25 protein-coding genes and 3 pseudogenes are annotated in these 25,989 nt (G+C 38.3%); 17 read left to right on the forward strand and 11 right to left on the reverse strand.

Features of this window, described 5'->3' with window-relative positions; genetic code table 11:
* The first annotated feature begins 4 nt into the window (after window positions 1-4).
* From P4S65_RS20390 to P4S65_RS20425, 8 genes are all read left to right on the forward strand, one after another.
* A complete protein-coding gene (locus P4S65_RS20390; RefSeq protein WP_337121056.1) occupies window positions 5-385 on the forward strand; it encodes a hypothetical protein in 381 nt (126 codons plus the stop codon).
* Window positions 386-388: 3 nt separating this feature from the next.
* Window positions 389-1,897, forward strand: coding sequence for a glycosyltransferase (locus P4S65_RS20395; protein WP_007378777.1), 1,509 nt, complete (start codon window positions 389-391; stop codon window positions 1,895-1,897).
* A 13-nt stretch (window positions 1,898-1,910) separates the two neighbouring features.
* Window positions 1,911-2,816, forward strand: coding sequence for a glycosyltransferase 87 family protein (locus P4S65_RS20400; RefSeq protein WP_337121057.1), 906 nt, complete (start codon window positions 1,911-1,913; stop codon window positions 2,814-2,816).
* A gap of 93 nt (window positions 2,817-2,909) precedes the next feature.
* Entirely contained in the window at window positions 2,910-3,290 is a 381-nt protein-coding gene (locus tag P4S65_RS20405; protein WP_337121058.1) for a hypothetical protein, read from the forward strand.
* Window positions 3,291-3,319: 29 nt separating this feature from the next.
* Window positions 3,320-5,674 carry an NAD(P)-binding domain-containing protein gene (locus tag P4S65_RS20410; RefSeq protein WP_337121059.1) on the forward strand — a complete coding sequence of 785 codons (2,355 nt, stop codon included), beginning with the start codon at window positions 3,320-3,322 and terminating at the stop codon, window positions 5,672-5,674.
* The gene (locus tag P4S65_RS20415; RefSeq protein WP_007378780.1) at window positions 5,667-6,419 is read left to right on the forward strand and encodes a glycosyltransferase family 2 protein; all 753 of its coding nucleotides are present in this window, start codon (window positions 5,667-5,669) and stop codon (window positions 6,417-6,419) included. Before P4S65_RS20410 ends, P4S65_RS20415 begins: the two co-directional genes overlap by 8 nt.
* A gap of 241 nt (window positions 6,420-6,660) precedes the next feature.
* Window positions 6,661-7,407 carry a TIGR04282 family arsenosugar biosynthesis glycosyltransferase gene (locus P4S65_RS20420; RefSeq protein WP_096794167.1) on the forward strand — a complete coding sequence of 249 codons (747 nt, stop codon included), beginning with the start codon at window positions 6,661-6,663 and terminating at the stop codon, window positions 7,405-7,407.
* A 27-nt stretch (window positions 7,408-7,434) separates the two neighbouring features.
* Window positions 7,435-8,148: a glycosyltransferase gene (locus P4S65_RS20425; RefSeq protein ID WP_337121060.1), complete on the forward strand. Its 714-nt coding sequence runs from the start codon at window positions 7,435-7,437 to the stop codon at window positions 8,146-8,148.
* Between the two features lie 10 nt (window positions 8,149-8,158).
* On the opposite strand, the gene P4S65_RS20430 is transcribed toward P4S65_RS20425, so the two are convergent.
* Entirely contained in the window at window positions 8,159-9,025 is an 867-nt protein-coding gene (locus P4S65_RS20430; RefSeq protein WP_337121061.1) for a LysR family transcriptional regulator, read from the reverse strand.
* Window positions 9,026-9,139: 114 nt separating this feature from the next.
* Here P4S65_RS20430 and P4S65_RS20435 point away from each other — a divergent pair, with 114 nt between their 5' ends.
* Complete coding sequence (locus P4S65_RS20435) at window positions 9,140-9,640, forward strand: lactoylglutathione lyase family protein (RefSeq protein ID WP_337121062.1); 501 nt, start codon at window positions 9,140-9,142, stop codon at window positions 9,638-9,640.
* Between the two features lie 78 nt (window positions 9,641-9,718).
* Here the strand turns inward: P4S65_RS20435 and P4S65_RS20440 are convergent, their stop codons facing one another.
* Both P4S65_RS20440 and P4S65_RS20445 read right to left on the reverse strand, forming a co-directional pair.
* Window positions 9,719-10,690 carry a hypothetical protein gene (locus P4S65_RS20440; protein ID WP_096794169.1) on the reverse strand — a complete coding sequence of 324 codons (972 nt, stop codon included), beginning with the start codon at window positions 10,688-10,690 and terminating at the stop codon, window positions 9,719-9,721.
* Window positions 10,691-10,853: 163 nt separating this feature from the next.
* The gene (locus P4S65_RS20445; RefSeq protein ID WP_337121063.1) at window positions 10,854-11,636 is read right to left on the reverse strand and encodes an RES family NAD+ phosphorylase; all 783 of its coding nucleotides are present in this window, start codon (window positions 11,634-11,636) and stop codon (window positions 10,854-10,856) included.
* 623 nt (window positions 11,637-12,259) lie between these two features.
* Between P4S65_RS20445 and P4S65_RS20450 the strand changes: the two are divergent.
* From P4S65_RS20450 to P4S65_RS20470, 5 genes and pseudogenes are all read left to right on the forward strand, one after another.
* Window positions 12,260-12,882, forward strand: a pseudogene (locus tag P4S65_RS20450) (fused MFS/spermidine synthase).
* Complete coding sequence (locus P4S65_RS20455) at window positions 12,875-13,759, forward strand: spermidine synthase (protein ID WP_008136882.1); 885 nt, start codon at window positions 12,875-12,877, stop codon at window positions 13,757-13,759. The pseudogene P4S65_RS20450 and the gene P4S65_RS20455 overlap by 8 nt, the downstream one beginning before the upstream one ends.
* A 636-nt stretch (window positions 13,760-14,395) precedes the next feature.
* On the forward strand, window positions 14,396-14,881 hold the full coding sequence (locus P4S65_RS20460) for a MarR family transcriptional regulator (protein ID WP_096794171.1): 486 nt from the start codon (window positions 14,396-14,398) through the stop codon (window positions 14,879-14,881).
* The gene (locus tag P4S65_RS20465; RefSeq protein ID WP_008139130.1) at window positions 14,871-15,935 is read left to right on the forward strand and encodes an HlyD family secretion protein; all 1,065 of its coding nucleotides are present in this window, start codon (window positions 14,871-14,873) and stop codon (window positions 15,933-15,935) included. The genes P4S65_RS20460 and P4S65_RS20465 overlap by 11 nt, the downstream gene beginning before the upstream one ends.
* A 10-nt stretch (window positions 15,936-15,945) precedes the next feature.
* Window positions 15,946-16,995, forward strand: a complete 1,050-nt coding sequence (locus P4S65_RS20470; protein WP_337121064.1) for a DUF2955 domain-containing protein — start codon at window positions 15,946-15,948, stop codon at window positions 16,993-16,995.
* A 545-nt stretch (window positions 16,996-17,540) separates the two neighbouring features.
* On the opposite strand, the gene arfB is transcribed toward P4S65_RS20470, so the two are convergent.
* The gene (gene arfB, locus P4S65_RS20475) at window positions 17,541-17,954 is read right to left on the reverse strand and encodes an alternative ribosome rescue aminoacyl-tRNA hydrolase ArfB (protein ID WP_007376712.1); all 414 of its coding nucleotides are present in this window, start codon (window positions 17,952-17,954) and stop codon (window positions 17,541-17,543) included.
* Window positions 17,955-18,181: 227 nt separating this feature from the next.
* On the opposite strand from arfB, the gene P4S65_RS20480 reads away from it, so the two are divergent.
* The gene (locus tag P4S65_RS20480) at window positions 18,182-18,751 is read left to right on the forward strand and encodes a hypothetical protein (RefSeq protein WP_033040837.1); all 570 of its coding nucleotides are present in this window, start codon (window positions 18,182-18,184) and stop codon (window positions 18,749-18,751) included.
* Between the two features lie 122 nt (window positions 18,752-18,873).
* Window positions 18,874-19,206 carry a hypothetical protein gene (locus P4S65_RS20485; RefSeq protein WP_008139452.1) on the forward strand — a complete coding sequence of 111 codons (333 nt, stop codon included), beginning with the start codon at window positions 18,874-18,876 and terminating at the stop codon, window positions 19,204-19,206.
* 58 nt (window positions 19,207-19,264) lie between these two features.
* Here the strand turns inward: P4S65_RS20485 and P4S65_RS20490 are convergent, their stop codons facing one another.
* The 6 genes and pseudogenes from P4S65_RS20490 to P4S65_RS20515 form a co-directional block, all read right to left on the reverse strand.
* Window positions 19,265-21,709 carry an SdrD B-like domain-containing protein gene (locus P4S65_RS20490; protein ID WP_337121065.1) on the reverse strand — a complete coding sequence of 815 codons (2,445 nt, stop codon included), beginning with the start codon at window positions 21,707-21,709 and terminating at the stop codon, window positions 19,265-19,267.
* A gap of 197 nt (window positions 21,710-21,906) precedes the next feature.
* The gene (locus tag P4S65_RS20495) at window positions 21,907-22,452 is read right to left on the reverse strand and encodes a hypothetical protein (RefSeq protein ID WP_337121066.1); all 546 of its coding nucleotides are present in this window, start codon (window positions 22,450-22,452) and stop codon (window positions 21,907-21,909) included.
* A gap of 3 nt (window positions 22,453-22,455) precedes the next feature.
* Window positions 22,456-22,770 carry a hypothetical protein gene (locus P4S65_RS20500; protein WP_337121067.1) on the reverse strand — a complete coding sequence of 105 codons (315 nt, stop codon included), beginning with the start codon at window positions 22,768-22,770 and terminating at the stop codon, window positions 22,456-22,458.
* A 77-nt stretch (window positions 22,771-22,847) separates the two neighbouring features.
* Complete coding sequence (locus tag P4S65_RS20505; RefSeq protein WP_337121068.1) at window positions 22,848-23,222, reverse strand: hypothetical protein; 375 nt, start codon at window positions 23,220-23,222, stop codon at window positions 22,848-22,850.
* Between the two features lie 101 nt (window positions 23,223-23,323).
* The gene (locus P4S65_RS20510) at window positions 23,324-23,833 is read right to left on the reverse strand and encodes a hypothetical protein (RefSeq protein ID WP_033028630.1); all 510 of its coding nucleotides are present in this window, start codon (window positions 23,831-23,833) and stop codon (window positions 23,324-23,326) included.
* Window positions 23,834-24,157: 324 nt separating this feature from the next.
* Window positions 24,158-24,352, reverse strand: a pseudogene (locus P4S65_RS20515) (SDR family oxidoreductase); the annotation flags it as partial.
* Window positions 24,353-24,545: 193 nt separating this feature from the next.
* Between P4S65_RS20515 and P4S65_RS20520 the strand changes: the two are divergent.
* Entirely contained in the window at window positions 24,546-24,704 is a 159-nt protein-coding gene (locus tag P4S65_RS20520; RefSeq protein WP_232525555.1) for a hypothetical protein, read from the forward strand.
* Between the two features lie 387 nt (window positions 24,705-25,091).
* On the opposite strand, the pseudogene P4S65_RS20525 reads toward P4S65_RS20520, so the two are convergent.
* A pseudogene (locus tag P4S65_RS20525) lies at window positions 25,092-25,903 on the reverse strand (bile acid:sodium symporter family protein).
* Between the last annotated feature and the right edge of the window lie 86 nt (window positions 25,904-25,989).

Here is a 25,989-nt window from a genome sequence, read left to right on the forward strand (position 1 = left end):
AATATTGTTAGGCAAAGGGCTGGATAAGTTTGGTTATATTGGGGCTGAAGTTGGTTATCGGGTTCGTACCGCAGAGCCTTCTGACGAATACAGATACTTGCTTGAGTATGGTTTTAACGTTAATAAAAACATTTATATGCGTGCCAAACTTGACGGAATACTAAGTGCAGAAAATGCAGATTCGTCAACTTCAATCAATGCTGCAAATTTATCAAATCCTTTAGAGTTTGACTCAGGAAAATTTGAACTGGCTACAGGTTGGAATTTTGATAAAAACTCGTCATTAGCTGGCTTTGGTATTGAGCTTACTTTTACACGTGAAATTTACGGTAGCAATATCCTGCAAGGTAATAATATTCAATTTGGTATTACTAAGGTTTATTAAATTATGTCGTTAATTGGTTCGTTAGTACTTGTTGTTCATTTTTTATTATTAGCTATTTTATCTTTATTTGGTTTGCACCGTTTGTCTATGGTATTTCGATGGTTTAAATATCGAAATTTTACACCTCAATCACCTAAAATGTTTGAGAAATTACCAAAGATAACAGTTCAAATTCCACTTTATAATGAAAGGTTAGTTGCCAAAAGGATTGTTGATTCAATTGTATTATTGGAGTATCCGGCTGATCGTTTACAAATACAAATTGTTGATGATTCTAATGACGATACAAGTGAGGTTATTGCTGAACGTGTATCGCATTATAAGCTACAAGGCATAAATATTGAGCACGTACAGCGAACCAATCGTCATGGTTTTAAAGCTGGTGCATTAAAAGAGGCAATGACAACGGCCGATGGTGAATTTATTGCTATCTTTGATGCTGACTTTATACCTACTCCGGATACATTATTAAAAAGTATTCATTTTTTCACTCAAACTGATATTGCCATGGTGCAGTTGCGATGGGAGCATTTAAATCGTCGTAGTAGCTTATTAACAAAAACACAGGCTGTAATGCTCGATGCTCATTTTGGGTTAGAACAGCATGTGCGCTGTGCGAGTGATATGCTTTTTAACTTTAATGGGACTGCAGGTATCTGGCGTACTTCAGCCATTATTGATGCAGGCCATTGGAGTGCTGATACTTTAACTGAGGATTTAGATTTAAGTTATAGAGCTCAACTAGCTGGTTGGAAAATGCAGTATTTAAATCATATAACATGTCCAGGTGAGCTGCCTGCTGATATGAATGCGTTTAAAACTCAGCAGTACCGTTGGGCTAAAGGTGGCGTACAAGTCATGCTTAAAATGCTAAAAACAGTATGGAAAGCAAAAATACCGCTTGTTAAAAAACTTGAATCAACGTTTCATTTATCAAATAACCTAGCTTATTTAGTCATGATGCTAGATACATTATTTTTCTTATTACCTAGCTTATATTTACGTGCGCAATATGATTACATAAACGTTTGGTGGATTGATATTGCCTTATTATTGATGTCTTCAGGCGGACACATTGCATACCTATATTTTGGTCAAGTAGTTTTAGGTCGCTCAAAAATACGTGCATTAGCAAAATTACCTAACTTAGTATTGTTAGGTATACAGTTGGCAATTAATAATTCTAAGGCTGGTTTTGAAGCTTTAATGGGCAAAGAAAGTGAATTTGTCCGCACACCTAAAACAGGTGAACTACAAAAAGCAGAACATACTTATAAAAGTGAAAATCAAGCTTCGCAGGGCTTTAAAAATAAGCCGCACTATAAACCTTTACCTCCTAAAGGTGCCATTTTTGAATTTTTAGTTGCAGCTATCTATGTCGTAGTTTTAGTGTGGGCTGTTATTTACCAATATTGGTTTATATTGCCATTTGTATCGTTGTTAGCTCTTGGGTTTGTTATGTCTGCAGTTAATAGCTTTTATAGTCATTATCAGCTATCTAGACACGCTTAAAATGAACCTGCAATTGTTTAAGCCAAGTTTCACAACTAAAAGTAAATCTTGGCTTTATTTTATAAGCTTAGCTAGTTTAATTGCCCTGAGTTTTTCGAGTTATTTTTTAGCAAATACGTCGCAAAGCAATACTGAATTTCCTGTTAGCAGTATTGGAGTTTATACCATTGTTCAATATTGTTTAATGGCATTTTTTATGTTGGTAGCTTGGTCTTTATCTCCTAAATCACGTTATTTAAAAAATTATAAGCTGCTACTAATCACCGCTTTTCTAATGCGTATTGTATTGATTGACGTTGAGCCTTATACCTCTAATGACACAAGTCGTTACCTATTTGATGGGCGAATAGCATATGAAGGCTACGACCCTTATAGCATCAGCCATGACGCGATTGAATTAACACAATTGCGAGAACAGTGGCAACCACCTAAAGAGCATGCAGCTTATGTCACTATTTATCCTCCATTAGCGTTGGCTTTATTTACTTTTTCATCATCATTTGGAGTTGAAAAGGCACAGTTGGTATGGCGGTTTTTGCTATTACTTGCAGGGTTATTAACGGTGTACGTGTCGGCTTTAGTATTAAAAAAGGCCAACAAATTAAATAATTTAGCACTTGTTGCGTTGTCGCCACTGCTGATTTTAGAAACTGGTGTTGGGTTACACATAGATGCTTTTTCTGCATTGGCAGTTGCTGTCGCAATTTATTTTTGGCAGCGACAATTACTTTTATATTGCGGTATCGCTATTGGTATTGGTATGTCGCTGAAAATTTTACCCGTTATGTTATTACTACCATTATTTTTTACAAAAATCATTAAAACCCGCTCTAATGTTGGTGCTCAGCTGGGTTACGACTGTCGCGCTAATTTATGGTACTACCATTGCGCTTGGGTACGTACCCGTAGGCAGTATTAGTGTGTTTTTGAAAAATGGCGTAATGCGTCCCCTATTTTTACTGCACTTGATTCTCTATTAACTAATTCTCAGGTTGTTTTAGCGCTTTTTGTTATGGGAGTTATTGCGGTGTTGTTTATTGCTTATACAAGTTTTAGATACAGTAAAGCCCGCTACATGAGTACATCGGCTATTTATTTTTGTATGCAAGCAGCCTTGGCTTTACCTCTTATGTTAAGCCCTGTGCTTTTTCCTTGGTATTTACTCCCGTTAGTTCCCTTGCTTGCCTTGCGCCCAAATATTTATTTACTTACTTGGTTATTACTTATGCCCATGACATACGAAGTGCTCGGTAATTTCCTTTGCTGTCAACAATGGCAACCTGCGCTTTGGCCTGTTGTACTTTTAGGTGTTTTATACGCGTTAACGTTATTGAGGCTGATTTATCACGGCATCAAAAAGACTTCAAAGCTGAATCACATTGATAATTCATAAACATAAAACTTTATATTGGAATATACAAATTGAACATTATTAATAATTATTATCACTGGTTGCACGGACAATGGCCTGATCGTACTGTAGAAAAGCAACCATTAGTGAATGCCGATGGCACAACCAATATTAAAGGTGTGTATGTTGTTGGTGATTTAACGGGTATTCCTTTACTTAAATTCTCCAGCGATACGGGCGCTAAAGCTATTCGCTCCATTATTGCTGATACTACTTTTAGTACCCGTACGCAAACAGCTGATGTTGTAGATATTATTGTTATTGGTGGTGGTGTTAGTGGGTATTCTGCCGCTATTGAAGGTAAAAAACAGCAGCTTAATGTTACGTTGTTAGAAGGTAATAAACCATTTTCAACGATTGAAAATTTTCCTAATAATAAACCTATTTATACTTACCCCACTGACATGAAGCCTGAAGGCGAATTACAATTTTCAAATAAAGTAAGTCATAAAGAAAACCTGTTGAGCGAACTTAAAGAGCAAACTACTGCCCACAGTATTGAAGCTAAACTGGCGCAAGTTAGCCATGTAAATAAAGAGGGCAACAAACTACGTGTTACTTTAGAGAATGGTGATAGCTTAGTGGCTCACCGTGTGATTGTTGCTATTGGGCGCTCTGGAAGTTATCGAAAATTAAATGTTGAAGGTGAAGATTTACCAAAGGTAGCAAATCGTTTTATTGACGCACAATACTATAAAGATAAAGAACTATTAATCGTTGGCGGAGGTGATAGCGCATTAGAGGCTGCGATTGCAACAGCAGAGGAAGGCGCTAAAGTTACTTTATCTTATCGACAAACTCAGTTTAACCGGGCAAAACCAGAGAATGTCGAACAAGTAACTCAATTAGTAAAAGATGACAAAGTGACGCTTAAAATGGCGACTCAAGTCAGTAAAATTTCACCACGGTCTGTGCAGTTAAAAAATAAAGATGGTACAGATGAAATATTAGATAACGATAGCGTGTTGTTAGCGACTGGTCGTGAAGCCCCGTTAGATTTCTTCAGACGTTCAAAAATGAATATCAGTGGTGAAAGCACATGGTCTGGCTGGGCTTTCTTTGCCCTGTTTTTAGTCGCATTAACTGCATTATACGATTGGAAAGGCTATGGTTTTTTTAATTCATTTTGGAGTGCTTTTTCTTATCCCGATCAAATGCCAACCTTAATTGCAGGCTTTGGCGAATGGTGGCAGTTGCAAGTGAATGATCGCAGTACCTTAATTGGCACAATAGCGGTTTCTTTAAAAAGTCGTTCGTTTTACTACACCGTTCTTTATACCCTATTAATTGGTATTTTTGGTTGGCAACGAATTAAACGACGCAAAACACCTTATGTAACAGTACAAACGTCAGTTTTGTTTGCGATTCAATTGTTTCCATTATTTTTATTGCCAGAAATAATTTTACCATTACTTGGCTATAACGGTGTATTTGATGCAGGAATAGGCAAAAGCTTTGCCGATGCGTTGTTTCCCAGTTATATCTCAGCGCAAGAACTTGCGACGCATACATGGCCTGAATGGGGACACCCACGCGCTTATTGGCATGCATATAGTTTTATCTTCGCTTGGCCATTAGGTGTGTATACCGTATTTACCGACACTCCCCAAGTTGCTTGGTTAGTTATTGGGGCTATTCAAACATTCGTTATTATTCCAATTATTGTGATGAAGTGGGGCAAAGGCGCTTATTGTAGTTGGATTTGCTCTTGCGGTGCTATGGCTGAAACTATGGGAGATCAGCAACGCCATAAAATGCCACACGGTTCTAAGTGGAATAAGCTAAATATGCTTGGTCAGTTCATTTTATTAATAGCGGCAGTGTTATTAGTCATTCGTGTTTTAGGGTGGATATACCCTGAGTCATGGATGAACCATATGTTTAATCTGTTTTTAAAAGGCGAGAACAAGGACTACCAATTAGTAAACGCATTTAGTTATAAGTGGGTTGTTGATATTTTATTAGCCGGTATTTTAGGGTTTGGCCTTTATTTTAAATACTCAGGGCGTACATGGTGTCGGTTTGCTTGTCCATTAGCGGCATTAATGCATATATACAGTCGCTTTGGTCGCTTTGCTATTGTTAGTGAAAAATCGAAATGTATTAGTTGTAATCAATGTACAACTGTATGCCATCAAGGCATTGATGTTATGGCTTTTGCAAGTAAAGGCCAACCAATGACCGATCCACAATGCGTTCGTTGCTCCGCCTGTGTACAAACCTGCCCAACAGGCACATTGTCTTTTGCTGAAATAAACCGAAAAACTTCCGCCATTATCAAAAAAGATACACTCGCAGCTAGCCCTGTGAAAATGTCTGAAAAATCACGTGGCGGCGTTAACATTATTGAGATTAAAAATGTATAAAGGTCATAAAGTTGCCGTTGTTATTCCTGCTCTTAACGAAGAGCAAGCTATTTCCATTGTGGTCAGAAATTTGATTACTTTAATGTTTGATGAGCAGGCGGTTATTGATAACGTTATTGTTTGTGACAATGGTTCCACAGACAACACTGCAAAAGTAGCAACCGCTAATGGTGCTCAAGTTGTTCATCAAAGTACACCTGGTTATGGTATTGCCTGCTTAACCGCTATTGCTAAGCTTCCCTCATGCGATATTGTACTTTTTGTAGATGGTGATGATTCTTGCTTTGTAGATCAAGCCCTTTCATTACTAAATGGGATTGTTAATGGTGACGATCTTGCTATTGGATCAAGAACCTTAGGCACCATTGAAAATGGAGCTTTAACTAAACCACAACTCTTTGGTAACTGGCTATCTAGCCACTTAATAACACTATTTTGGCAGCAAAAAATAACTGATTTAGGACCATTTAGGGCCATTCGCTTCTCGTCGCTGCACACTTTAAATATGGCTGATACCTCGTTTGGCTGGACTGTAGAAATGCAGGTTAAAGCGATCATTCTTGGTATGCAAGTGAGCGAATACGCTGTTGACTCTAAAGTGCGAATAGGACAATCAAAAATTAGCGGCACAGTAATGGGCTCAATTAAAGCTGGTATCGGTATTTTATCCATGATTGCAACGTTATTTATTCGCCAATCCAGTGTTAAAAATACAGCGCAGCTTAAAGGTAGTGAGTATGAGTAAGTGTGGGCTAAGTAATAACCGAGCAACAAAGAGTAAGTCGTCTTTAGGACTACCTAAGGGCAGTACATGCTTGGCATTGATGTTGCGTTATTGCCTCTTTACGGGAAATAACAACACCACATAGGCTCAGCCCTACCTAAAAACCAAATATACGGCTGCAAACTCAGCCTAGAAAGATAAACAAGCCCTAGTTATAAATGCGAATTACAAAATTATTAGTGCTACGTGAGCTGTGATTAAAATGAATAAAATAAACCAAAGTAATAAAGCGTCAAAACAAACAATTAGATTAGTTATAAATCAAGCGACGTTAGTTGTTTTTTGTAAACGGCCTAAACTCAACCAAGGTAAGCAGCGGCTTGCTGAAGGCTCGAATGCGCAATGCGCACTTAAAATTGCACATGCATTATTAGCATGCGCAATAGAAGATGCTAATAATTGGCAAGGGCCTGTTGTTATTGCTTGTTCAAGCGAAAGCGATATTCAGTGGGCGCATTCTTTAGTAAGTAATGCCCACGTAATAACGCAATTACCGCTTGGGCAATTAGGTAACTTAGGCGATAGATTAAACTATGTTGATAATCAGCTGCGAGTACAAGGGCATGAGCAACTAGTGTTCATAGGTACTGATGCTCCAATACTTAACCATCAATATTTTGAGGCAACGATTAGTGCATTACAAAGTAATGACGTAGCTTTGCATCACGCTGATGATGGTGGCGTCATCATTATGGCTAACAAAGTAGCTTGGCCAGTATTAACCCATTTACCTTGGAGCACGAATGAATTATCACAATCATTATCACAACAGTGTAGGCAGAATAAATTATCGGTGAAGTATTGCTTACCAGGTTACGATATTGATTATGTCAGCGATCTTAAAAAATTATTTATTGATCTACAGTCAGATACTCGCCCAGCACGTAAAGCTCTATTACATACAATTAATGATCTATTCTCGCTCGCTAAAGTGAGTTTTCATGAGTAATATTCTGAACTATGAGGTTATAAAAGTATGTTAAGTATTATTATTCCTACTTTAAATGAAGAAAAAACAGGGTATTTACAACGGATCCTCAAGGCGTATCAACATTTAAAAAACTGCGAAATAATTTGTGTGGATGGGGGAAGCACCGATAACACCATCGATATAATTAATGCTGCGGGCGCGTGCTTAATTAAAACCGATATAGCATCACGAGCAGGCCGGCTCAATGCGGGTATTGTGCAAGCAAATGCTGACACAATTGTGCTTCATCACCCTCGTAGCATAATTGATATTGCAGGGTTGAATGCGTTAAACAAACACGCAGATCAGATGTCGTGGGGGGCATTTACCCATAAATTTAATATACGCCATCCATTACTTCAGTTTACCTCTTGGTATTCTAATTATATTCGCGGTGATAAACGGGGAGTGTATTATTTAGACCATTGTTTATTTGCAAAAAAACAACTTCTACTCGACGTAGGTATGTTGCCGCCAATAGATATTTTTGAAGATACAGAGCTATGTTTACGGCTTAAACTCAAATGTAAAGCAAAGCGTCTACCGTTTATTAGCGAAACCTCTGCGATACGCTTTCAAGTTAACGGACTCTATCGACAGGCTTTAACTAATCAGTACATGAAGTGGTTATATTATTTTAACCGTTCAGATACTGCGATGAATCAGCGCTATGAAAAAGGTATTCAGCTTAATACTCAATACGACGAAAGACAAAAATAAGGTATTTACCTTAACTTGACTTAATTAACTCAATCACTGTATTCATCCGTTTTGCCAGTGGCCTATTTCGATGGTGACATGCATAAATAGTCTCATTAACGGGATTGGCTAAATAGTGCGTTTTAATAAGCTCAGGCTTATTAAAAGCACCTACCGCATTGGCAGGTAATACCGTAAAACCTAAGCCTAAACTTACAGGCTCTAGTATTAAGCTAATTTGGTTGGAAAACCCCGTCTGCTTTATTTGCTCAATATGTTCAAATTCATCGTAGTTTTCGCTAAGTAGTAGTTGCGCATGATGGTTTGCATCAGGATGAGCAATAAAACCCAGCTCACACAGTGTTTGCCAATTCGGTGTATTTATACCCGCTGGTGTAATAAGTAATAGCGCTTCTTTATCAATTTTATAACTGATCACTTCGCTAAGTGAAGGGGCTTGGGTTAAAAAGCCAATATCGGCACTGTAATTTGCCACAGCTTGCTCCACACTCACATTTGGCGCAAAGCGGTAATCAATAGTTAGTGCTTTATGCTCACATTGCAGTGCTAATAATTGATTGTAAAACTTTAAACCACAACTGCCCGGCGATTGAATTTTTACTGCTCCGCTAAAAGGTGAATCATCTTTTAATTGCTGCTCTAAAAACTGCCAGTCTTTGATAAGTTGGCTACCCTGCTGATATAAGTTTTGACCCTGTGGCGTGAGTGAAAACTGCTTACCGTGGCGCTCAAGTAAAGCACAATCAACTTGTTGCTCTAGCTTTTTAATATGCTGGCTTACACCAGATTGCGTCATAAATAAGCGTTCAGCCGTTTGAGTAAAGTGATTTACCTCAACCAAGGTGCAAAATGTGTTTAACCATGTCGGATTTATCATTACAAAACGTACTCAAAATGATGATTAATGATAATTTTACTTAATGTTTGTCGATTCGTAAACTAACTCCATCAACTAGTCACAAGATAAGTCACACGTTAAAGAGGAAGCATTATGAGTCATACATACCCACGTAGTTTTTCGCACATTGGTATTTCGGTCCCCGACGTTGAAAAAGCCGTTGAGTTTTACACTAAGGTTATGGGTTGGTACACCATTATGGAACCCACTTTAATAACCGAAGACAAAAGCCCCATTGGCGAAATGTGTACCGAAGTATTTGGTGAAAAATGGGAAAAATTCAAAATAGCGCACCTTTCAACGGGCGATCGTATTGGTGTAGAAATTTTTGAATTTAAAAACCAAGAAAACCCAAAAGACAACTTTGAATACTGGAAAACAGGCATCTTCCATTTCTGTGTTCAAGACCCTGATGTAGAAGGCTTAGCAGAGCGTATTGTAGCCGCTGGCGGTAAAAAACGTATGCAAGCCCCACGTTATTACTACTCTGGCGAAAAGCCATACCGCATGATCTACATGGAAGACCCGTTTGGTAACATCCTTGAGATTTACAGCCACAGCTACGAGCTAATTTACAGCGCAGGCGCTTATTAAAAGCATTGAGCTAAAAACAAAGGCCGCAGTATTTATTACTGCAGCCTTTTTGTTTCAGCTATAGCGCTTTTATTTTTACTAATCGTGAGGGTATACGGTGCCGTTTTTATTTATGATTGCGCTCCACTGCTCTATTATTTCATTTGCACTGGCAAGTTCACTTTCGCTAAGTTGCGGATACTGTCGCTGCTCAAACCACGCATAGCGGTTATAAATATCATTATTATCGGTGATTTCCATAATTAATCGGTTTAGCGCGTAAGACTTTGCAAAACTTTTTTCACCAAGCTGCTGTGAATAATACACATTAGATAAAGAGATTAATGCCTTTTCACTACCATGTTGAGCAGCGTATTCTAAAAATACTATTTTTTGTTTATTAAAATTATCTCTTTTTTTAATGAACTCAGCGCGTTTTAGTGTCGAAAAACCTTGCGACTTCATAAAAAACTCAGCCGTTAGATTAACAAATGACTCTTGTGCGGCGACAAACCCATTTTTCGCTGCATCTTCTAAATACGCATAAAATTGGTGACGCTCAATACTATTAATGCCCTTACAATAATCAAACTTTTCTATTTTTCTATCAGCGGCTTCGCCGACATCACTGTACTGAGAGATCTCTTCTAACTCAGCCTGTAGAGCGTAGTCATCAATTGGTGCCGACAAACAATACCTTAAGTTTGTAGCGATGATATATTTTGCTTCGTTATCACCATCGTTTGCTGCCGCTTGTAAACGTTTAAAGTGCTCCCTAAACTCCCCTTGCAGTTTCCATTGTGGTCTGGTCATAATAACTCGCTGATACTTACCTTCGCTTGATGAAAGGGCACTGTTAGTCACCTTTTTGTTTGTCAGTAAGTCAGTATTGACTGCTTTTTCAGGAGTTTTTTGAGGTAATACAGTTAAATAATTAGAAGTTTGCTCTGCTGAAGTCGGTGGAGCCGACGCTTTATTGTAAAAATAACCAACAGTACATAACAGTAGAGAGACTATTAAAAATATAGATAGATAAACCCGCCCTAGCTTATGCATGTTATTGTTTTTCAAATCACTTACCTTATAAAAAGAACATAAGAATGGTAATTAAGACGGGTGTCTTGATTATAGATTATTCATTACGGGAGATGAACCGCCCATTGCACTTCCTGCCAATAAAAAGCGCATGATGGTTGGTATGGGCGCTGGAGGTTAGAGACCTCCGGCTACCCGATTAGGTGTTACCACGCTCCGCTGTCAAGGATGAGCTTCCATCCAACTTCTCGAAGTCAAATTTAGCCTTGGATACTACAAATAAGTCACACTGAACAACAGCCGCATCATTTAAATTAAAAAGAACATAATTACGCCCTTTAGTTAAAGAGCTTTTATAAATAATCCCGTCATACCCTTTCGATTTAATAAACTCTGATATTATTTGCGTCGGCACATATTCTGATTTGGAATCAGATCCCGTTACAGGCCAAGAAAAAGCAATATCCATCGCAGCCCACACAGCGTCAATCCTCTGATTAATAGAAGGTTCGCCGAAGAAGAAATATGGGTACTGTTCAGCATCAGCCGTCTCCGAAAAATCAATCAACTTCACATCCTTTGTCAAATGCAATTGGGCAATTGTTAAGGTTAATCCAGGCCAAGGTCTCACTTCGTGTATCGCAGTTTCCGCATCTGCTGCTACATATAAACAAGGAATCCCTTTTGAGTTCGCCCTCCCCTCAGAGGCGCTATTGGTCAATGGCTTCATTCGTTCGAATGGGAAAGGAATACGCTTATCAACATGGAACTCTTGCTCTACATTATCAGAAGCCTTCTCCTCACCACATTCAGTTTGTGCGCGCCACACCACAGAACCAACTTTTAAGGTTTTAACCCTGTCACTACAAGTGTCATTAATTGAATTTAGAAATTCACTCGACTCATTATCTAAAATGTAGCGCAGCTTAGAGCACGCATTTTCAGAAAAGTCAGAATAGCTTAACCAAGATTTGAAGCTCATTCATACTCCTTAGTTTGTAGTAACACATAACATTTTAGTATTTATGCGACACGGAGTTTGTGTTGCAGTGTCGCTTATTGGACTGAGGCGCCACCTGCTCGGTGTGTCTGAGTTGGTGTTGTTTATGCTATGAACTTTACATTTAAAGAAAGGCTTTTTGTGACATCAACTACATTAAGCCTATTTAATCGGTGCGCCTGTCGTATCTGAGCTGTCCCTGCATTGCTCAGTGTTTATTATGTTGTTATTACACCTAAATTTTGTTTGATAAGCAACTAGGTTATTTAAACACACAGCCGCTACTAGCCTGAACAATTAAGCAGGTTAGCTCATTGAATGTTTAGTTATCGCTTAAGATCATAGTGCTGGGTAGTTCAACATGATCGTACTTTGTTTATTAAGTAACGATTACTCTAAAACATCTACTACGAGTCACCTTTGCCTGCGCTGCGTGTTTCACCACGATAAACTTAGGTTATTACTAAATTACTCTGTTGCGCACCGCTAATATGAAACACGGTTAATTTGCTTTTAAAAGGTTTGCCTTGAGTGATTTTTACACTAGCGGGCATGTTTACATCACGTTAGTATGGAACTCTATTAAGTTACAAAACGATAATTACATGACTTTAAAAACAAACGCATTAATTTATTTTTTAGCCTTTTGCAGTGGTTTTTGCATTATGGGGATTGAGCTTTTAGGAGGGCGAATACTTGCGCCTTTTTTGGGAGCAGTGTACATATATGGGGCAGCATAATAACGGTGTTTATGCTCAGCTTATCATTTGGTTATTTACTTGGCGGTAAGCTAAGTACTAAAAATGCATCTCTTACTAAATATGGTTTAATATTTTTAGTCGCCAGCATTATGGTGGTGCCTATTACGTTATTTTCGCAGCCAATAATGGAGTTTATATTCACGCATATTGAAGATAGCCGTTATGGTTCGCTGTTAGCTTCAACTGCATTATTTTTTATTCCAACCGTTATTTTAGGTATGATTTCGCCCTACTCAGTACGTTTATTGGTAACCGATAGCGATAAAAGTGGTCAAGTAGCGGGGCGTTTATACTTTGTAAGTACGCTTGGCAGTGCGCTGGGTACTATTATCACCTCTTTTTACTTTGTGCTCGCGTTTGACGTAAATACAATTATTGGCGCTTTTGCTTTAACGCTTGGGTCACTTGGTTTAGTGGCTATTGTTGTTAATAGCTTGGTGAATAACAAGGAGCTTGCTCATGCTTAAATATTTACTACTGCCGTTAATCGTGTTTTCGGGGGTTGCGTTTAGTAAGGTTATTCATGAAGAGCGCTCGCTTTATCGCAATATTATTGTTGAAGACACTAGCGACTTACGTTGTCTTAAATTTAATACTAAAAGTAGCCAAACAAGCCAAAGCTGCATGTACAAAAATGACCCTGACAAACTTGTTTTTAACTACACTAAACTTACTTTTGCCAGCCTTTTAGTAGCCGATAACCCTAAAAATGTACTTATTATAGGATTAGGTGGCGGTACGCTTTCTAATGTTATTCATGAACTATACCCCACAGCAAAAATTCATAATGTTGAAATAGATCCCGCTGTAACTAAAGTTGCACGCGATTACTTTAACTTTATAGAAAACGACTTAGTGACATCAAGCGTGCAAGATGGCCGTATTTTTATAAAACGCGCCGCTATTAAAAAGCAAATGTACGATTGGATAATTTTAGATGCCTTTAACGGCGACTATATTCCGGAGCATTTACTCACTAAAGAGTTTTTTGAAGAGGTACAAAGCGTATTGGCCGAAGGTGGTGTTATAGCTGCAAATACATTTTCAAGTAGTAAGCTTTATGAGCATGAGTCGGCAACTTACCACGCTGTATTTGGCGACTTTATAAATGTAAGCCGTGAAAATCGTAGTAACCGTATTATTTTAGCCGGACTTAAAGCGCCGCCAACTAACGAGCAAATAAAGGCACAGGTTAAAATACTTGAGCCTCGCTTGGCTAAATACGGCATTGATATAAAAGCAATTAGCGAATTTATGCATTTTACAAAAGACGGTCAAGATTGGCCTGCTGATACGAAAGTGCTTACCGACCAATATTCTCCCGCTAATTTACTTAATTTTTAAGGTGCTTTTATAAAGCGCTAAGTAATAGATAAGTTACTTGAGCGCGAAGTAAATTCGCACCTACAGGCACTGCGTTTATGTATGTAGGTGAGGTTTTATACCTCGCTTATATTTTTATTTGCAGGCAAGCGCGAAGTAAATTCGCATCTACAAGTTCGGCTTTTATTTTTAGGTAGGTGGGGTTTTATACCTCGCTTATATTTTTATTTGCAGGCAAGCGTGAAGTAAATTCGCACCTACAAGTTCGGCTTTTATTTTTAGGTAGGTGAGGTTTTATACCTCGCTTATATTTTATTGAAAGGCAAGCGCGAAGTGAATTCGCACCTACAAGCTCGGCGTTTATGTATGTAGGTGAGGCTTTATACCTCGCTTATATTTTTATTTGCAGGCAAACGCGAAGTAAATTCGCACCTACAAGTTCGGCTTTTATTTTTAGGTAGGTGAGGTTTTATACCTCGCTTATATTTTATTGAAAGGCAAGCGCGAAGTGAATTCGCACCTACAAGTTCGGCGTTTATTTTGAGACACCTCGCTTTATGCCTTACTGCACATCTTTAATCCATTTTTAACTAATATATTTACGTTGTTTATTAAGTAGTGATATTATAGTTAGCCTGCTAACTAATTAAGTGCGCTATGGTTAAAAACATTCCATTTTATGAAACTCTTGATTTAACACTTTGCGGCAATATGGGCCGTGTGCATCGCTTATGCCGTGAAGCGGTAACTATTGCTGTTGAGCCTTTAGGGTTAACACAGTCGCGCTGGACTGCCTTAATGCATATAAATATGCTCAAAGAGGGCGTTACCCAGTTAGCGCTTTCACAGAGCTTAGGCATAGAGATGCCATCGCTTACGCGCACGCTCAAACAGTTAGAAGAGCAATCGCTGATTGTGCGCCGCGTAGATGAGCACGATAAACGCAGTAAAAAGCTTTATTTTACCGAGCAAGGTCGCAGCATTTTACACACCTTAAATGAGCGAATAACAGATATTAAAGCGCAGTTATATAATGGTTTTAGTCATGCACAATTAGATGCAATGGCATACGGCTTGATAAAAATGGAAGAAAACGCACTCAATTGCATTAAATCTCAAACAAAGGCTAAAAATGACACCTGATCAAAAATTTGCCCGCTATGTAAGACTCTCCCTCATTGGGTTTGTTTTAGTGTTTATTTACTATTTAATGGCTGATATTTTTTTACCTGTAACGCCTCAAGCGCGCGTGTATCATCCTGTTGTGCAAATATCGCCACAAATAAGTGGCCGAGTAACTAGTGTATTAGTAAGTAATAACAAACCTGTGAAAGCAGGCGATATTTTGTTTCATATTGACCAAGGACCTTACAACTTAGCGTACGAACAAGCCAAGCTGGCACTTGACGATGCTAAATTACAAAACAAACGACTCGATACAAATGTAAAAGCGCTTGAGGCGCAAATAAGTGCTGCAAAAGCTAAACAACATGAGCAAAAATTATTAAAAAGCCGAGGCGAAAAGCTCTACAAACAAAACTCCATATCAGAGCAAGAGCTTGAAAGCATTCGTGCTAATTATCAAGCAAGCAAAGCAAATGTAGCAGCGTATGAGGCGCAATTATCGGAAGCTATTTTAGCCCGTGGCGAGTCAGGTGATAAAAACTTAGCAATGCGCCATGCTGCAAATCAGTTAGCGCAAGCTGAGTTGAATTTATCGTATACGCAAGTGCGTGCATTGAGTGATGGCATAGTTGCTAACTTACAATTGCTTGATGGTGCATATGCCGTTGCAGGTAAACCGTTATTAGCGATTGTGGCTAAAAAAGCCGACTTAGTTGCCGATTTTAGAGAAAAATCACTTCTGCACATGAAGCGCGGTAGCCTAGCAAAAGTCGTTTTTGATAGTCGCCCTGGAGAGGTTTATGACGCGACACTTGAGGCGTTTGAGGCCGGTGTAAGCAATGGTCAGTTAAGTGCCAATGGTTTGCTCAGTACTACAGAGATCAGTAACCGCTGGGTGCGCGATGCGCAGCGACAACGTATTCATCTAAAATTAGTTAACAACCAAAATTTAATTGAAAATATGCCAAGTGGTGCACGTGCTACAGTGCAATTATTGCCAGAGTCAACTATTGGGCAGTGGTTTGGCGCAGCGCAAATTAGGTTTATTAGTTGGTTACACTACATTTATTAATGGAGAGGGTATGACTCAAGTTGTTAGCCAAGGACCACAATTAGATTCTAATGGCCTTCGCCAAGCACTGCGTATAGCCGGCGGATGTACTATCGGTTTTGCCATTAGTAAGTTAATGAACTGGCCAAACGGCATATTTTTTACTGTTTATCCTATGTTGTTACTCGGTATGGTGCCTACATTAAGCCGAGGTGTTATCAGTCAATTTATAGCGTCGGCGGCTTTTAGTGCATTTATAGTACTTGTAATACAGGGGCTATTTTCTCATTTGCCTGTCGTTATGACGCTACTTGTATTTGGCATATTTTGTTTTTTATTCCATAAAATGAGTAGCGGTAGCGCCTTTTTATTTGGTGCTTTAGGCGTGGTTAGCCTTTCAATTCAACTGCATTTTTCGAGCTATGTTGATCAAGGCAGTAGTATTTATCCGCTGATTTTAAGTAACGGTTTGGCTATCCTACTAACTGTGATTATTGCCGCGATAATGCATGGGGTGTTTCCTGATGTAACCGCAAGGCCCAGTCGAGTAATGCCAGCTAAACCTAAAGAAAGCATTCGCCATGAGGTGCTACTTTGCGCCAGTGTGGCAACGCTTTCGTTTGTGGCTTTTCAGGTGCTTGATTTACAAGATTCAATTTCAGCACAAGCGGCCTCAGTACTTATTTTATTTTCATTGTGTTGGAAAGCTGCAGGTATGGCAGGCTGGCAACGTGCAATTGGTACATTGATTGGTTGCAATGCAGCGCTGTTATCACAGTTGTTTTTGTACAACCATAGCGATTTTTTACTTTTTCCGGTTGCTATATTGTGGATTTTATCCTTTGTGTTTGCACGGTTTCACATTTTAGGCGGCGGTATTCCTGGTATCGGGTTTGGTGTATTAACCACATTTGGTATTTTATTTGGGCAGTCGTTGGGCCCAGGACAAGACTTAATTTACAGTGCGTTGTATCGATTTAGTTCGGTATCGGTGGCGATTATTTTAAGCTTGTGCGCTGTATATGTTATGCATCATTTACTTAATCGCTTTAGTGCAACGCGCCATCATACCTTTGATTAAATAAATTTTAATTATTAAGCCATTTTAAAAACTGCGTTTTTACACGCCAGCAAGTGCGCGTCTACCAGTTAACAAGGTTGCACGTTTTGTAGACGTAGAGCTTGCTCACGTGAGAAGCAAGGCTTCTGATTATTAAGTTATTTTAAGAACTGCGTTTTTGCACGCCAGCAAGCTGCGCGTCTACCAGTTAACAAGGTTGCACGTTTTGTAGACGTAGAGCTTGCTCACGTGAGAAGCAAGGCTTCTAATTATTAAGTTATTTTAAAAACTGCGTTTTTATACGCCAGCAAGCTGCGCGTCTACCAGTTAACAAGGTTACACCGTTTTGTAGACGTAGAGCTTGCTCACGTGAGAAGCAAGGCTTCTAATTATTAAGTTATTTTAAAAACTGCGTTTTTACACGCCAGCAAGCTGTGCGTCTACCAGTTAACAAGGTTGCACATTTTGTAGACGTAGAGCTTGCTCACGTGAGAAGCAAGGCTTCTAATCATTAAGTTATTTTAAAAACTGCGTTTTTATACGCAAGCAAGCTGCGCGCCTAGCAGTTAAATTTTCACACTGCCACGCAATGCTTTGTTTTGGCCGTGCTTGGTTTTTTTATCCATGCGTTTGCGCTGAGAATTTCTACTTGGCTTGGTGGCTCTTCGAGCTTTGTTCACCACGGTTGCACTCAAAATAAGATCTTTTAAACGCTTAAGTGCATCATCTCTGTTCAATTCTTGGGTCCGGTGGCTTTGGGCTTTAATTATTAAAACGCCATCTTTAGTGATTCTAGAATCTTTTAAAGCGAGTAAGCGTTCTTTGTAAAAGTCAGGTAATTTAGAGCGATTAATGTCAAAACGTAAGTGTATAGCACTTGCTACTTTGTTAACATTTTGACCACCGGCACCTTGAGAGCGAATAGCTGTAAGCTCTAGTTCCCACTCATCAATTGTGACTGTATTTGAAATTGTTAACATTGTGTTCAGCTCTCGTTGTCAAAAATGCATTATATCATTTGTACATTGACTTAGGGTGAATCAACTAAAATCGTAGTACTTTAGGTCAACTCCCATGAATTGTACTGTAAAATTCGCCAATACATTATTATGTATTGGCATATGCAATTATTTAGTTTCTAATTGCACAGCCCTATCTATTTAGGGCTTCATATAATAATAGCTCCACAATAACAGGAAATGCCTGCATGAAAAAAATACTCGTATCACTTAGTTTGTTAGCAATGAGCTTCTCTGGTGTTGCAAAAGATATCACTGAAGGTGATTTACAAAGCTACATGAAAGCACTACCAGCGGTAACAAGTTGGGCGAGCGCTCAAGATTCTCTAAAAGGGCTGGACCTAGGAAGCATGTTAGGTGCGTCGGCTGACCAAACAACATCAGAGCAAGGCTCGCTAGCTAACAGCGCGCTTAGCATGATTAAAGAGCAAGACTTATACAAAAGTTTTGAAGGCGTAACAAGTCGTTACGGTTTTACTCCAGAGCAGTTAATTACTGTCGGTTCTGAAGTGTCTATGGCTTACATCGAAAACCTTAAATCTGGCTTATCTACTGAAAATAAAGAAACAGCAGATAAACTAATGGGTGGTTTTCAAAGTATGAAAAGTGTTAAAGACAAAGGCGCTAGCTCGCTAATGGGCTCATTAGGTAACGCATCAAGTGCCGCTAAATCAAGTGAGCCAGTCGTTAGCGAAAGTAACCTTGAGCTTGTGAGCGAGTACATGCCACAACTTAAAAAGCTTTTTGCACTTCTATAAGTTTTTGTTTTATAAAAAGGTGGCTTTTGCCACCTTTTTTAATGCCTAAAATAATCTATAAACAGATGCATAAAGTTTATTTACTTCTACAATTTAATTATCTGTATTTTTAGGTGTAATGTATGAAGCAATGGCATGTGGTTATTGGTTTATTCTTTATTTTTACTGTGTATTTTTCGGTATCCACGTACGCAAAATCAACCCAAGCTTTTAGTGCTGGAGTTATTGCTCAGGAGCAAATATTTCCAATAAAAGTATTGCAGCTTGGTAATTATGCGCGTTGTGCTGTTGTTTCTGCACAAAAAGAAGATGCATTTTATTCTGCTTGTTATATAAAAAAACAGTCTCAATCCAATTGGATTGCAGAATCGGCGGGTGCACGCTGCGAAATAAGGTGTATAACGCATCTTGACAAAAATGGCCTCTCACAAACGACATACTTTACAGCTCAATAATACTAATTTTAATTAATATATGAGTATTTTAAGCGCCAAATAACTCATTAGTTTAAGGTTATTTGTATAAGTCGCTCCAGGATTTTTTTATTGGTGTAGAGCCTTCGTTTATTTGCCGACTAGTTAAAGCGCTACATGCGCTCTGTGGTTGCTCAATATGTGGGCCTGAGAGTAATAAAAAATATTTTTTACCATTAATATTTCTGTTGATAGTGAACAGTGGGAAATCAGCTTTTATCAATTGAGGTTTTATTGTTTTTTTAGAGGTATACGCGGCATATTGACAATAATAGAGCTCTTTCGTATCACTTTTTTGCTCTCCCCATGCGTGCATTAGTTGCCAATCTGTAGATGTATAACGTATAGCGTCGACCATAAAGCTGCCATGTAATGCAGGCGTTGAGTAGACATCGTTAATTGTTGTTTGCGCGTCTTGGGCGTTTGCATAAGGGCCTGTTACTAAATAGTAACTGTTGCGGGTTTGATGTTTATATAATTTTAAAGGATGCGCTTTTGAGTCAATCTCTTTTGCTACTATTACTGCCGATTCAAATTTTTTAAATACACCAAGCTGAACAAAATAAGATTTTTCTGATGGCTTATCAACTAACTCTATTGAGTCTATTGTATTGTTTTTAGGTTGCAGAACGATATCTTTTAGAATAATAGTATCACCTGTTTTTGAGGTAACAACGCGCTCTGGTAAGTTTTTAGTAACGAGGCTTTTTATATTTAATGTATTTGCTTCAACTTCAATTTTGTAGTTTCCTTGACTCACATTAGAAAAATAATAATACCCGTCGTACTCGGTAGTTGTTGTGTATTCTTTGTCGCCATTAATTTGCTTTAAAAAAACGGTTACGCCTGAAACAGGTTTACTTTTATCGTTATTTTCAAAGTAAACAGTCCCTTCTACTTCATTAAAAATAACCATTGGTACATCAACTTTAGTCTGACCTCCTCGGTGAGCGTAGGTTTTTATTTTTCCAAGTACAGGTTGCAAATATGGATTAGGTAAAGTGCGTAAATCGACCTCTAAAATTTGCCCGCCGTGACTACTTGGCAGTAGCGCTTTACCTGTATTGTTAGTGAATTTATTTCGCCATAAATAATTACCGGTAAAGCGAACGTCTTCTAATGCTTCATCACCTTGATCAAATACTCGATTTTCGTTCCAGTCAATAAAAGCAGATGCTTCAAGCTGTCCGCCGCTAAGAGCTCGTGGGGTGTCAAATATCATATCTAACTCAAGATGATCAAAGCTAAATGTGCCGTTTAAACCTAATGACACGCGCCAATCACCACGACTATCGTATTGGCCTGAGACTTGAACATTAAAAATATCATAGCGATAAGTATACTGATGGCTTAGTTGCGCGGTCGCTGATGAATCAGGGTTATACGATAACTGGGTTTGGTTAAAGGTCTGTTGTGTTTGCGGCCAACGTAAATTACTACGCAGGCTAACAAGCTTTCCCCCATTTATAGGCAGCCAATCGAGTGTATTTGTCCACTTCCAAGAAGCGATATCAATAGATGAATAAAGTTGATTGGTTAATTCATCTTCTTGCTCATCATAAAAAAGGCGTCCAGCCCATGTACCACCAATGTGATTTTTATTGATACCTAATGAAAATGTATTGTTGTTTGATTTATTTTCACGATTTTCGTTAAGCCATTTCATATTCCAGTTTAAAGAGTCAAACGAATCAGAACGACCATTTAAACTAATCGATAATTTATTTTTAAGCACATTATTTTGTGGTAAAAACAATGCGCTCGAGAAATCATCTAAGGCGGTATATTCTAAATTGACGTTTACGTCGTTATAAAAATCATTAGAGAACAAGCCCCTAAAGCCTGCATAATAAGCGCTGCCAGCATTGAGTTGTTTGCTAGATAAAAATCGATAGCTGCCATGCTCCGTAAGTATATTTAATCCTGATGATATATAGCGAGAGCGCTCATCAGATGCTAGTTGAGTGATTTGTGCATCATAGGTTAAATTTTCACTTATCCCATATGAAACACTGGCTTTAAATGTGTCACTAAATGTATTTTGAGTATTTTGGTTGTTATCAAATACGCTTTTATCTGTTTCAATTAACTCAACTTGATAGCTTATTTTCCCTGGTGATAGGGCATCCTGCCCTATCGTGTATTTTTGAGTGCGTGTAATTTGCTCACCTTGGGGGCCAAAAAGCTTTATTTCAAAAATATTATTGCCATAAAATGTTTCTATATCGATAAACTTAACTAAATTATCGTCATTTGCTTGTGTGGTCGCTAAAAATTGCCCATTGCGATATAGCTCAGCTTGCCAACCGGGTAAAGCGGGTTCTTCAATGGTTATTGACGAAAAATTTTGTGCTGAGCGTGGATCGGCATTCGAGATATAAATACCTCTGCCTTGGCTTGAAGCTGTCGTCAGCTGATCTGATTGAGATTGAATATCACCCAATTGATAATGAATGCGAGCTAATGAATGATCTTGCTCGGTCAAACTAAAATCTTTGCTAATTTTAAAAAATGTATTGTCGCTATTTTCATTTTTGTTAAACCGAACTTCTGCTCTATGGTGAAATAAATCAAAATAGCTGTTGAGTCTAATTAAGCCTTTATAACGTGCTTGTTTAGATGTGGCAGTTGATGAAATTGTGTACTCAGAAATTGGGTAGGTAAGTAGACGATATTGATCTTCTATAAAGTGATCATATTGTGGGGCAATAGCTTGCTTATGCGTGATTGACGTGTTTTTTTATCATTTGTGGTGCTTAATAAATTACTCATAAAGGAGACTTGCATGAGTGAGTAATCAAATGTTGAGTCGGTTTCTAAAAGCGTATTAATAACGGATAAGTCTACGTAATGATCGTAATCGTCTTTTGCCCAAAAAGATGCCGTTGGTGTTACCGACTGAGCTGCCAATAACGTTGTACTTAGTGCAAGCTTCGTTGAATCAACGGTTGCAGTTAAACTCCCTTCGGTAATACTAAAGTTAATCCCCATCGTTGATTTAAGAACACTGATTGGTAGTAACAGCTTATTTGATTGCGTGTAGTAAGCTTCTAAGTCGGATACCACTGAACGGCCATTTACTTTTACATTTACGATCACGAACGCCTCTTCATCAATAGTCCATTGATGAAGAGGCGTTAGCTCATTAGCGACTAATGTTTGAGGCACAATAACAATGAGCAACAAACTAATTAAAGCGCCATAACGCAATGCGTTTAGCTTAAACACGTGTTATTGAATATTAACGGGTATTGCTAACTCAATATTGCCACCATATTGGGGATTTTCTTTGTATTTAAGTGTAAGCGGACCGACAACGGGCTGTTGCAACGAAATATAGACTTTACGACGCGATAAAGGCGTATAAACGGCTACGTTTGTTACTTCCCCAACAGATAAGTTATTACTGTCTAGCAGTTCAAAATTACCATATAACGAACGATTTCCCGTTAGCGTTTGCCAAAACGTAACGGTTGGTCGACCATTTTGGCTAATTAGTTGCGGGTTGATTAGTTGCGAATCAGCTTCTAACTGCCCATGGCGCACAATTACCGGAACGCTGTAAGATATTTTAGGGCGTATGGTTATTCCTTCTGCATTAGGGGCTGGTGCTTCTGACGCAACTATTTTAAGTACCGCTCTGTATTCTCCTGCGGGTAATTCTGCTTTTTTCGTACCGTCATTCTTATAGCTTGCATGCCTTTTGGCGCTATAGAACCACGGCGTGGAGAAAAGCGTAACATGCCAGCAGCAGAACGACCCTCTACTTGCTTAGGTGTTGCATCTATTAGTGACCCTTCTTCGGTCATGTCTTTGTGCGTGATACTAAGTTTAAAGTCGAGGTTTTTATCAGATGTATTTCTGATCATTAATGAATTATTTTTAGTTCGTCCATCAAAATATAAACGATATTCAGATAGAGAAAGATTAGCACTGCAAATTTGAGGTAATAGAAGAGTCAGGCAAAGAGTTGCCCAGCGAAAAAATTTAAAACTCATGAGACAACTCAACAACATGATAAAGCAAAAATGTGGAGCATTAAGCTCCACACAATTTATATTATTAGTAGCCTAGGGCTATAATAATATAAGAAATAATATTACTGAAAAGATACATCGACAGTGTAGTCTACTTCATAAGCAGCGCCAGCAGTAAGATCGGCAGCTACTGTCATATCACCATAAACACCGATTACGATATCAGTTGCGCTTGCATCAGTTGTAAATGCAGAAGCAACAGTATCAGCCGTTGTTACAGTTGAAGTACCATCAGTGGCAGTCGTTACTGGAGCGAAAGTAAGGTTGGCACTTGTACTGCCTGATACAGTGATGTTCATTGCTGAATTTGGAGCCAAACCTGAAACAGTTACGCCACCTAATTGAATGTTTGAGTCTGAAGCATCACAATCGCCCGTTACTGCGCCAGCATTATCCATTGTACAAGTAGAACCTGTAGCTAAACGAATTTTACCAAAATGTACTTTGTTATTTTCTAAAAAAGTTGGTTCGCTCCAACCATTTACACTTGCTTGTAATGTTTCGCTAGATGCAAGTAAAGAAGTCGAAGTCATAGCGAGTAAAGCGGTTGCTGCAAAAATTTTTTTATTCATAATTTTTCCGTGTTTAAATAATTATTATTGTATTACGTCCTTGTTTAATCTCATTTTCTAAGAGCTCGTAATCCATTGGCGCCAATTTAAACACAGGAAGTGCATTTTTTAAATGTTTTATTAACAAATGCAACTTTAAGGATAATAAATAAGAAAAAATCATTAGCAATAAAAGTTGGTTAATTTATTTATGGTTGTTTTTAAAGCAAAAAAAGTATGTTTTTTTACAGATATAAGGCAAGAGGATTTCTTTTTGTTAATATATTGCTAGGTTATTTGCAATGATAAACTTAAGCCCACAACAATTTTGGGGCGTGAGTTTATTTAAGACATTTTACGAAGTGTAGTCAGCGGGGCTATACGTAAAATCCAATGTAAAAATGCCCATGGCCACGTTGGTATAAAGCTGTTGGCTTTTTCTTTATTTATAGCTGTTACAAGTGCTCTACAGCCTGTTTCAGTATCGACAATAAAGGGCACTGTTTTTACTTTTTCGTTTATTTCACTTCTAATGTAGCCAGAGCAATTAAATATAGATAATTACTTAACGGCCAAACATGTAGCTGTATCTAACAGATCAACGGGTACGGTTATTGAGGATATAGCATTATTACAGTTAAGCTTAAATCGTGAGGTTGCTATACGTTGTCAAACGTATTTTTCAGCAAAAGAGGTAATAAAAAATTCACCATTTTTACTCACTTTGCCCTCCATGGTGGCAAGTCAGCTACTTGATGAAACTTTAATTACGCGTCCAGTACCAACCACCATGCCTACTATTTATCAGCACTTATATTGGCACCAAAATACAGATAAAGACGATGCATTAATATGGCTACGCAGCCAAGTAGAAAGTATATTTAAGCGTTAAGTACAGCTTATAACGACACTTAAAAATCATTCTCAAGTGGATTTGTTTTAAGTCTACAGCAAAATCTAATAATGAATTTATATTTGTAGATGTCTAGGGCATGTTTATACTAATCTGCTTATATAGGCAATAATGCAACATAAATGTCAAATATGCGGCTGCTCCTTGGGGGCGACCTGTTGCCTATATGGATGTTGTAAAGGATATGATCATGACGCAGGAGCAGTTACCGAGTCTCGTGATTAAATAATCCCTAGATAGAGTAAACTTTAATCCGCAAAGGTTAACAGGTCCAAGCTTGGAGAGTGAAATGTGTCCGTGTAAAGTAAATTCTAAGAATAAACAGAGCTTACACAAGCAATAATAAGCCCTGCTTTTTAGCTATAACTACATTGTGCGTTTGTTTTTAAGCTTTAATCCGCCAATTAACAGCAGCGGCCCTATAAACATTGCCAGGCCATAAATACCGCCAGTAACTGCGTATTCTGGTTTATTTAAAAAACTAATCGCAATTAAAATAGCCAGTGATGCATTTTGAATCCCAACCTCAATAGAAAGAGTTAGTGAATCGGTTAAATTTAATTTTGAACACTTAGCAATTAACCAACCTACAATCATCGAGCCTATATTCAGTGCAATACATGCCCAAAATACATCGTTAAATGAGCTAACTAATAAAGCGCGCTCTTTTATTACCAATGCGGCAATCATAATGAGCATAAAAAACAATGAGAAGCGTCTAAAAAACGGTTCTGTTTTAATAGCAAAATCATTTTTAAAATGGCGTAACCAAATACCTACAGCAACAGGTACTAAGGTAATAAAAAATAACCCAAGTGATGTCGTCAAAATAGAAAAACTAGCGTTATCTGCTGGCGCAAACTGGCTCATAGCAAAGCCGATAATAAACGGTGTGGTATTATACTAATAGCGGTGGAAGCGGCTGTTAAGCTTACCGAAAGTGCTAAGTTAACTTTAGCGAGCTGGCTTACTACATTTGACATGGTGCCGCCGGGACAAGCGGCTAATATCATTAAACCAATGGCTATAGGTGTTGATAAATTAAGTAAATAGCATAGGCCTAATGCCAATAAAGGCATTGCTACAAGTTGGCCAATTAAACCCATAACGATGGCGAGTGGGCTTTTAAATAACCGGGTAAAGTCGTTTGTAGTGAGCCCAAGTCCCATGCCAAACATAATAAGTGCAAGGGCGAGCGGAAGTATTACTTCAGTTAATATAGATGCATTCAAATTAGGCAGCCTCGTTTGTTATTGTTTTTAAT

This window comes from Pseudoalteromonas sp. B131b (genome assembly GCF_037162545.1).
Taxonomy (GTDB): domain Bacteria; phylum Pseudomonadota; class Gammaproteobacteria; order Enterobacterales; family Alteromonadaceae; genus Pseudoalteromonas; species Pseudoalteromonas fuliginea.

Bases quoted from the DNA above. Each gene is read 5' to 3' on its own strand.
- P4S65_RS20395 (WP_007378777.1), top strand. From the start codon at position 389: ATGTCGTTAATTGGTTCGTTAGTACTTGTTGTTCATTTTTTATTATTA.
- P4S65_RS20405 (WP_337121058.1), top strand. From the start codon at position 2,910: ATGGGAGTTATTGCGGTGTTGTTTATTGCTTATACAAGTTTTAGATAC.
- P4S65_RS20415 (WP_007378780.1), top strand. From the start codon at position 5,667: ATGTATAAAGGTCATAAAGTTGCCGTTGTTATTCCTGCTCTTAACGAA.
- P4S65_RS20420 (WP_096794167.1), top strand. From the start codon at position 6,661: ATGAATAAAATAAACCAAAGTAATAAAGCGTCAAAACAAACAATTAGA.
- P4S65_RS20425 (WP_337121060.1), top strand. From the start codon at position 7,435: ATGTTAAGTATTATTATTCCTACTTTAAATGAAGAAAAAACAGGGTAT.
- P4S65_RS20430 (WP_337121061.1), bottom strand. From the start codon at position 9,025: ATGATAAATCCGACATGGTTAAACACATTTTGCACCTTGGTTGAGGTA.
- P4S65_RS20435 (WP_337121062.1), top strand. From the start codon at position 9,140: ATGAGTCATACATACCCACGTAGTTTTTCGCACATTGGTATTTCGGTC.
- P4S65_RS20445 (WP_337121063.1), bottom strand. From the start codon at position 11,636: ATGAGCTTCAAATCTTGGTTAAGCTATTCTGACTTTTCTGAAAATGCG.
- P4S65_RS20455 (WP_008136882.1), top strand. From the start codon at position 12,875: ATGCTTAAATATTTACTACTGCCGTTAATCGTGTTTTCGGGGGTTGCG.
- P4S65_RS20460 (WP_096794171.1), top strand. From the start codon at position 14,396: ATGGTTAAAAACATTCCATTTTATGAAACTCTTGATTTAACACTTTGC.
- P4S65_RS20465 (WP_008139130.1), top strand. From the start codon at position 14,871: ATGACACCTGATCAAAAATTTGCCCGCTATGTAAGACTCTCCCTCATT.
- P4S65_RS20470 (WP_337121064.1), top strand. From the start codon at position 15,946: ATGACTCAAGTTGTTAGCCAAGGACCACAATTAGATTCTAATGGCCTT.
- arfB (WP_007376712.1), bottom strand. From the start codon at position 17,954: ATGTTAACAATTTCAAATACAGTCACAATTGATGAGTGGGAACTAGAG.
- P4S65_RS20480 (WP_033040837.1), top strand. From the start codon at position 18,182: ATGAAAAAAATACTCGTATCACTTAGTTTGTTAGCAATGAGCTTCTCT.
- P4S65_RS20485 (WP_008139452.1), top strand. From the start codon at position 18,874: ATGAAGCAATGGCATGTGGTTATTGGTTTATTCTTTATTTTTACTGTG.
- P4S65_RS20505 (WP_337121068.1), bottom strand. From the start codon at position 23,222: ATGAGTTTTAAATTTTTTCGCTGGGCAACTCTTTGCCTGACTCTTCTA.
- P4S65_RS20510 (WP_033028630.1), bottom strand. From the start codon at position 23,833: ATGAATAAAAAAATTTTTGCAGCAACCGCTTTACTCGCTATGACTTCG.
- P4S65_RS20520 (WP_232525555.1), top strand. From the start codon at position 24,546: ATGGTGGCAAGTCAGCTACTTGATGAAACTTTAATTACGCGTCCAGTA.